The sequence below is a fragment of the Noviherbaspirillum sp. genome (assembly GCF_036846085.1).
GTDB lineage: Bacteria > Pseudomonadota > Gammaproteobacteria > Burkholderiales > Burkholderiaceae_D > Noviherbaspirillum.
Map to the genome: position 1 here is coordinate 1 of NZ_DAIUCO010000279.1, position 6617 is coordinate 6617.

Consider the following 6617-nt stretch of genomic DNA (forward strand, 5'->3'; position numbering starts at 1 on the left):
TAGCTCTGGATTCCCCCTTGCAGGGCGCGTACTGGCTTGCAAGCCAGTACCGTTTTGCAGGCGGACAGCGTGCTGTCCGCATTCCCTGCAAAACCCTGCGCGGGAATGACGAAGGAAATGCATTACCGGCGACAATCCGCTTCCTCGGACTCTCCCTTGCACGTCACGTAACAGCTTTTAAGCCACTACCGTTTTGCAAGGAATGGCAAAAATTCAAGTTCTGCTTACCACCTCAAAAAATAATCTTAGGGACAACAAAAGCAAACCTTCTCCGCCATGCAAAAAAAACTAAAAATCCTCACCTGGCACACCCACGGCAGCTACCTCTACTACCTCACCCAATCCCCCCACGACTTCTACGTCCTCTCCAAACCCGACCGCCCTCCCGGCTACGGCGGCCGCCACGGACACATCCCCTGGGGGGACAACGTGATCGACATGTCGGTCGACCAGGTAAAGGACGAACAATTCGACTGCATCCTCTTCCAGGATGACGACCAGTACCTGCAGGACCAGCATATCTACCTGACCGAGAGCCAGCGCCGCCTGCCGAAGATCTACCTGGAACACGATACGCCGCGTGAACATCCGACCGACATGCCGCACCCCGTCGACGATCCGTCGATATTGCTGGTGCATGTGACGCCGTTTAACGCGCTGATGTGGGACAACCGCCGCACGCCGACACGCATCATCGAACACGGCGTCGTCGTGCCGGACGATATCCGCTATGACGGCAGCCGTTCATGCGGACTGGCGGTGGTGAATCACCTCGCCCGCCGGGGTCGCCGGCTGGGCGGCGATGTCTACCGGCGCGCATATGAAAAGGTGCCGCTGGAACTGGCGGGCATGGGTGCCGATGAAATGCCGGGCGGCGTCGGTGAAGTACTGCATGCCCGGTTGCCGGCATACATGGCGCAGTACCGCTTCTTTTTCAATCCGATCCGTTACACCAGCCTCGGCCTCGCGGTCATCGAAGCGATGATGGTCGGCTTGCCGATCGTGGCGCTGGCGACGACCGAGATGGCGACTGTCATCGACAACGGGGTATCGGGCTTTGCGGATACCGATGTCGACAAGCTGATTGTCCACATGCACCGGCTGCTGGCCGATCCGATGGAGGCACGCGAACTGGGCGAGAACGCGCGGCGGTATGCGCTGGAACGTTTCGGCATCCGCCGCTTCGCCGATGACTGGGATGCCGCATTCCGCATGGTGACGCAATAAGGCCGCGGCGCCGCATTCCTTTGTGGCGTCGCAATTCGCATACCGGGTGGACCAGCCACACTATCAACCTTTCCATTACCCGCACATACGCTATGAAACCTACCGGAAGTTTCCTGATTGACCGCGCCGCGGCTGAAAAGGCTGTGCAGATGAGCCTGCCGCTGATACACGAAGCCATGAAACACAAGGAAGTGGGCGAGAGCGGCTTTCTTTACATCGTCGTCATGGACCCGCTGCGCACGCCCTCCGTCTGTTCGTTCGAGGAAGCGATCCTGTATGAACATGCGGTCGGCGATAAGGAAAAGTGGGATGCCGACTATGCCGGATTTGCGCGCGCCAAGGCGAAGGTGGCCTGGCGCACCGGCCTCGACAGTCATCTCGTGCAGGAACTGCGACCGCATCTGCTGGCAGCCGGCGATACCGTACTGTGGGGCAGCGCGGTGGTGGACGGCATCGTGGTCGGCGTCAGCGGCGCCAACCCCTGGTATGACGAGGCGTTCGCCGGTACGGTGGCGATGTGCATGCGCGCAATCGCCAAGGCCGGTGCAAACGAAGCACGCAAGAAGGGACTGTTCCTGGGCGCCTGAATGCCGACCTGCGACGGCATTCAGGCAAGCGAGTGAAACACCAGCCTTGCCGTCGCCGAATCGAAGTACAGCGACTTCCACGGCAGCACGATCTCCGCTTCGCCGTCATCGCCGCGCGACAGGATCACGTAGCGCAGCTGCCTTGTACGCACATCGACCAACAGCTGCCATACCTCGCCAATGCTTTCCCCCTCGGAGGTGACGACCGGGCAGTTGTACAGCATGTCCGCGGCACGGGATTCACGTACCGACAGGCGCACGAATCTGGTTGGCCGTGGGTTGTTCCGGGTTTGCCTGCCCATTGATACTGGCATGACTGCTCCATTCAAAAATGCATTGATCCAGGCCCGCGAAGGCAACCTGACGACCCGGGGCGAAGCGATTTCGCCCAGCGGGTTGCCAGCCCCCCTTTCAGGCGGCGCGCGCTCCATCCGGGCTGGACCAGCTCACACGGCGCGAGCCGCGTGCGCCGAGGGCGCCGCCGCCGATACCGATGGCCAGTGCCAGGGCGACAGTAAGAAAAATCGCCCATGCGGCGCGTCCGGCGTTCTGCATCGCGGCTTCCGTCGACGCACGACCCTGGGGTGAGGCGCTCTCCGGCGAACCGGACAGGATCAGCGCCTGATCGACGATTGCGCCCGCCTTGGTTTTATCCATGCCCATGGTATTGATCAGCTGCTGTACTGCCTGGTCGCGCTGGCCGGCCTGGATGGCGCGCTGGAAGCGTTGCAGCGATTCGGCATCCATGCTGCCGAGCTGGCTTTGGATCGCGGCCCCGATCGGTGAACGGCCGCCGGCCTGCGCGGTGTTCTGCGCCAGTTGACTGACATTGGAAAACACGCCGCTGAGCAGCGTGCCGCCGATGGATGTCGCCAGCATGGCGAAAATGATGGTGGTGACTGCCCAGGACACGGCACCGTGCAGAACGCCATCTGCCTTGCGCTTCAGGCCTGACATGCGTGCCGCCACATAACCGCCGACAAACGCGGCAACCAGCATGCTGAAACCCGCCCAGATCAGCGGACCGACACCGAGCGCTTCACCCTGGGTGACGTCGGCGTTCGACAGGCCGGTCGCGATACCCAGCAGCGTGAGCGCGAGCTGGATGGAAATCCCCACGGCCACACCGGCCAGCACCGCTCCCCAGCGGATGGCCGGGAACAGCGGACGGCGCGATTGGATAGTGGTGTTGATCACCTCATGATCGAGCACGTCATCCCTTGCTGCGCTTCCCGGAGGATAGTTGCTTGCCATGTCGATACTCCCGGATAAAAGACGATGAACGAGATCCAGGGCATGCCATTGGACTCAGGTCGAGCAAACGCAACATCCATGCCTATTTAACAAATGGACACGACGGGAGGCAGGGGAAAGAGGGGAATCGCAGGCGCTGATTTCCGCGCTACGGTGCGTTCCGGCGCCAGCAGCGTCATGGCACGCGCCGTCTGGCTTCGCCCCTTCTCAACGGTGCAGCCAGGGATTGCAAACGGCGGGCGAGACGGCCCGCGCAGCGGTAGCGAGGTTGATCGGCTGCATGCAGTAACGCGACTTCCCTACCCCCGCGCGGGCTCCATCCCGTCCATCCTCAAAAAGCGGAAAGGAGTGACTCGGCAAACCCGGGTAAGCAGGAGAATTTGTCAAAGTAATGAAATCGTTCATTCGAAATGATTTCCATCACCTTTGCACACAGTTCATGCCAAACCGGTCATCACCCTCTCTCTTGCTCCATCATTCCGCGCACGGAGAGACGATCGGGTCAACGGAACCGCTCGACAATCACACCTTCCGCAACCCGTACCCGTTCGCCGATCTGCACGGCCGGCGGCGTGTCCTGCATCAAGGTCTGCATCGCCCCGTTGTCCATGCGCACCGAAATACGGTATGCCTGGTCGTTGCCGCGGGAATTGTTTTCCATGCGGTTACCGATCAATCCGCCACCGACTGCGCCGGCCACGGTGGCTGCCTTCCTGCCTGTACCACTACCTACCTGGTTGCCAAGCACGCCGCCGACTACCGCGCCGCCGACGGTGCCAAGCCCGATACCGCCGGAACTGCCTTCACGCTGCACCATATCGATGGACTGCACGACGCCGTAACCCGACGCGCTGCTGGTGGTGCCTGCCGTTGTCGTGACGGGGATCGATTCGCCGGGTCCATTCGTGGAGCCGCAGCCAACCAGCGCGAGCATGGCGCTGCCTATCAAAGCGGCCTTCAAAGATGTGGTTCGCATTGGTATCTCCTTTTCTGAAATGTCCGAGTCTCCATAAGGAAGTCGGTTGAAAAAGTTAAGCCCTGAAATTTCGTTTATGCACTTTACGTGCCACAACCCGCATCAATGCGGCGCGGTGCCGCTGATGTTTTCTGATACTGGCAGTAACTCGCGCTGCGAACGGCATGCGCCGTCGTAGTTTTTACAGGCTTCTGTAGTAATTACGCGCGGATTCGAATCCTGCGGACGCGCTTTGTCCGCGGTTCCTCCGCAACCCATTTTGCCAACGATGTATTGCTCTCCACGAAGGGTAGGTACATGCCTTGCTTTATAGGCAAGGCAGCTCTTCCAAGCCATCAACAATTCCTATAATCATGCGAAAAATTGCCCTAATCAGCGAGCATGCCTCGCCGCTGGCTTGCATCGGTAGCGTCGACAGCGGAGGCCAGAACGTGTACGTGGCGCAGCTTGCGAAACATCTTGCGCGTCTCGGTTACCTGGTGGATGTGTTCACGCGCCGCGACGACGAATCGCAGGAGCAAGTCACCGAATGGATACCGAATGTTCGCGTCATTCATGTTCCTGCCGGGCCGGCGCGCTTTGTTCCCAAGGAAGCAATGCTCCCTTACATCGAGCAATTCGGGCGATTCATGATCCGGTTTGCACGCAGGCAAAAAGTCCCCTACGACCTGGTGCATGCCAACTTTTTCATGTCGGGCATGGTGGCGCAGCAAATCAAGAAAATGCTGGGCATACCGTTTGTCATGACCTTTCATGCATTGGGAAAAGTACGGCGCCTGTCGCAAGGCCAGGCGGATGCCTTTCCGGACATCCGATTCGCGATCGAAGAGCAGCTGATGCAGGATGCGGACCGCATCGTTGCGGAATGCCCGCAGGACCGGCAGGACATGGAGCAGCTCTATAACGCACCCGCCGACCGTATCGATGTCGTGCCTTGCGGTTTCGACCCGGACGAGTTCGGACCGATGAGCACCGACACCCGTCAGCAGCTCGGATTGCCGCGGGATGAATTCATCATCCTGCAGCTTGGACGCATCGTGCCGCGCAAGGGCGTGGACAACGTCATCCGCGCCGCCGCCGTGCTGCGGCATGAGCATGGCATCCGCTCGCGCCTGCTGATCGTCGGCGGCGATGGCGAAACGCCGGACCCTGTCGCCACACCCGAGCTCGGGCGCCTGATGGCGCTGGCCGATTCGCTGCGCATCGAGGATTCGGTCCAGTTCACCGGCAAGCGCGGCCGCGATCAATTGCGCTACTACTACAATGCCGCCGATGTGTTCGTCACGACACCCTGGTACGAGCCTTTCGGCATCACCCCGCTCGAAGCGATGGCCTGTGGCACGCCGGTCATCGGAACCGCGGTCGGCGGCATCAAGACCACGGTGGTGGAGGGCGAAACCGGCTTCCTCGTACCGCCGAATGATGCACATGCACTGGCCGCGCGGCTGGCGTTGCTGCAGCAGCAACCGCAACTCGCACAGCGGCTCGGCTGGGCCGGTATGCGGCGTGCCTACCACCAATTCACCTGGCGCCATGTGGCGGCGCAGATCGCGGATGTCTACGAGAGCGCGATCGAACCTGTCACCCTGTACGCCGAGCCGTTGCGCGCGGCGGCCGGCGAAAGGAGCCTCGGCTCCTAACCCCGCCCTGCACCTGCCGACTGTTGTGACACGTCGGCATTCACTTTCATGGAGAACACATTGAGCGACACGACTGCATCCATCCCTTCCGCCAGCCAGGAACTCGCCGGCAAGGTCATTCTCGTCACCGGCGGCGCCAGCGGCCTCGGCGCCGCGCTTTCGCATGTCCTGACGGAAGCAGGCGCGCACGTCATGGTGGGCGACCTCAATCATGACAAGGCATTCCGCGTCGCGGACCTGTTGCGCACCCATGCCATCGCATTCGATGTCAGCGACCCAGAACAGGCGCAGAAAGCCATCGAAGACACGGTTAAGCAGTTCGGCAAGCTCGACGTGCTGATCAACAATGCCGGCACCGACGTCACCTGTTCGCTGGATGAGGTCGAGATCGCAGACTGGGACCGTGTGATGCGCACCAACCTCTTCGGCCCCTTCCTGCTGTCGAAATTTGCCGTACCGCACCTGCGCAAGACAAACGGCCAGATCATCAACATCGCCTCCACCGCCGCCAAGCGCGCCTGGCCGAACGCCTCGGCGTATCACGCCAGCAAATATGGCGTGCTCGGCCTGTCGCATGCGCTGCACGCGGAACTGCGCCCGCAAAAAATCAAGGTGACCGCGGTCATCGCGGGCGGCATGCGCACCCCCTTCCTGCTCGACCGATTCCCGGACATCGATGTATCGACGCTGCAGGACCCGATGAATGTGGCGAAGGCGGTGAAGTCGGTACTGACGTTACCGGAGCAGACGGTGATTCCGGAAATCATGGTGTTGCCGATGCAGGAGACGTCGTGGCCGTGAAGTGGAAAGGCCGACCCTCCAAATCGAATTCGGGCGAGAACTGTTGAAGAGATCAGCGAGATCACGAAAGCGCAGAGAGGGTGTGGCGGTTGAATTCCGCTTGGACGCTGCCGAAAATGGGGGTGCCAAAGC

At 61.0% G+C, this 6617-nt stretch carries 8 protein-coding genes; 4 read left to right on the top strand and 4 right to left on the bottom strand.

Features of this window, described 5'->3' with window-relative positions:
- The first annotated feature begins 276 nt into the window (after positions 1-276).
- Together V7080_RS22310 and V7080_RS22315 are read left to right on the top strand one after the other, a co-directional pair.
- Positions 277-1227 (top strand): glycosyltransferase, encoded by a 951-nt coding sequence (locus V7080_RS22310; protein ID WP_334190583.1) that lies wholly within the window; start codon positions 277-279, stop codon positions 1225-1227.
- Positions 1228-1319: 92 nt separating this feature from the next.
- Positions 1320-1814, top strand: a complete 495-nt coding sequence (locus tag V7080_RS22315; protein ID WP_334190584.1) for a hypothetical protein — start codon at positions 1320-1322, stop codon at positions 1812-1814.
- A gap of 20 nt (positions 1815-1834) precedes the next feature.
- Here V7080_RS22315 and V7080_RS22320 read toward each other — a convergent pair whose 3' ends face one another.
- The 4 genes from V7080_RS22320 to V7080_RS22335 form a co-directional block, all read right to left on the bottom strand.
- Complete coding sequence (locus V7080_RS22320; protein WP_334190585.1) at positions 1835-2128, bottom strand: PRC-barrel domain-containing protein; 294 nt, start codon at positions 2126-2128, stop codon at positions 1835-1837.
- A 97-nt stretch (positions 2129-2225) separates the two neighbouring features.
- Positions 2226-3068, bottom strand: a complete 843-nt coding sequence (locus V7080_RS22325; RefSeq protein WP_334190586.1) for a hypothetical protein — start codon at positions 3066-3068, stop codon at positions 2226-2228.
- Positions 3069-3570: 502 nt separating this feature from the next.
- Positions 3571-4044 carry a glycine zipper 2TM domain-containing protein gene (locus V7080_RS22330; RefSeq protein WP_334190587.1) on the bottom strand — a complete coding sequence of 158 codons (474 nt, stop codon included), beginning with the start codon at positions 4042-4044 and terminating at the stop codon, positions 3571-3573.
- A 102-nt stretch (positions 4045-4146) separates the two neighbouring features.
- Positions 4147-4380 (bottom strand): hypothetical protein, encoded by a 234-nt coding sequence (locus V7080_RS22335; RefSeq protein ID WP_334190588.1) that lies wholly within the window; start codon positions 4378-4380, stop codon positions 4147-4149.
- A gap of 17 nt (positions 4381-4397) precedes the next feature.
- Between V7080_RS22335 and V7080_RS22340 the strand changes: the two genes are divergently transcribed.
- Both V7080_RS22340 and V7080_RS22345 read left to right on the top strand, forming a co-directional pair.
- The gene (locus V7080_RS22340; RefSeq protein ID WP_334190589.1) at positions 4398-5684 is read left to right on the top strand and encodes a glycosyltransferase family 4 protein; all 1287 of its coding nucleotides are present in this window, start codon (positions 4398-4400) and stop codon (positions 5682-5684) included.
- A 48-nt stretch (positions 5685-5732) separates the two neighbouring features.
- A complete protein-coding gene (locus V7080_RS22345) occupies positions 5733-6485 on the top strand; it encodes an SDR family oxidoreductase (protein ID WP_442947273.1) in 753 nt (250 codons plus the stop codon).
- Positions 6486-6617 lie beyond the last annotated feature (132 nt).

What these genes read in the sequence shown, in the direction of transcription:
- V7080_RS22320 (WP_334190585.1), bottom strand. Translation starts at nt 2,128, where the DNA reads ATGCCAGTATCAATGGGCAGGCAAACCCGGAACAACCCACGGCCAACC.
- V7080_RS22315 (WP_334190584.1), top strand. Translation starts at nt 1,320, where the DNA reads ATGAAACCTACCGGAAGTTTCCTGATTGACCGCGCCGCGGCTGAAAAG.
- V7080_RS22345 (WP_442947273.1), top strand. Translation starts at nt 5,733, where the DNA reads ATGGAGAACACATTGAGCGACACGACTGCATCCATCCCTTCCGCCAGC.
- V7080_RS22310 (WP_334190583.1), top strand. Translation starts at nt 277, where the DNA reads ATGCAAAAAAAACTAAAAATCCTCACCTGGCACACCCACGGCAGCTAC.
- V7080_RS22330 (WP_334190587.1), bottom strand. Translation starts at nt 4,044, where the DNA reads ATGCGAACCACATCTTTGAAGGCCGCTTTGATAGGCAGCGCCATGCTC.
- V7080_RS22340 (WP_334190589.1), top strand. Translation starts at nt 4,398, where the DNA reads ATGCGAAAAATTGCCCTAATCAGCGAGCATGCCTCGCCGCTGGCTTGC.
- V7080_RS22325 (WP_334190586.1), bottom strand. Translation starts at nt 3,068, where the DNA reads ATGGCAAGCAACTATCCTCCGGGAAGCGCAGCAAGGGATGACGTGCTC.
- V7080_RS22335 (WP_334190588.1), bottom strand. Translation starts at nt 4,380, where the DNA reads ATGGCTTGGAAGAGCTGCCTTGCCTATAAAGCAAGGCATGTACCTACC.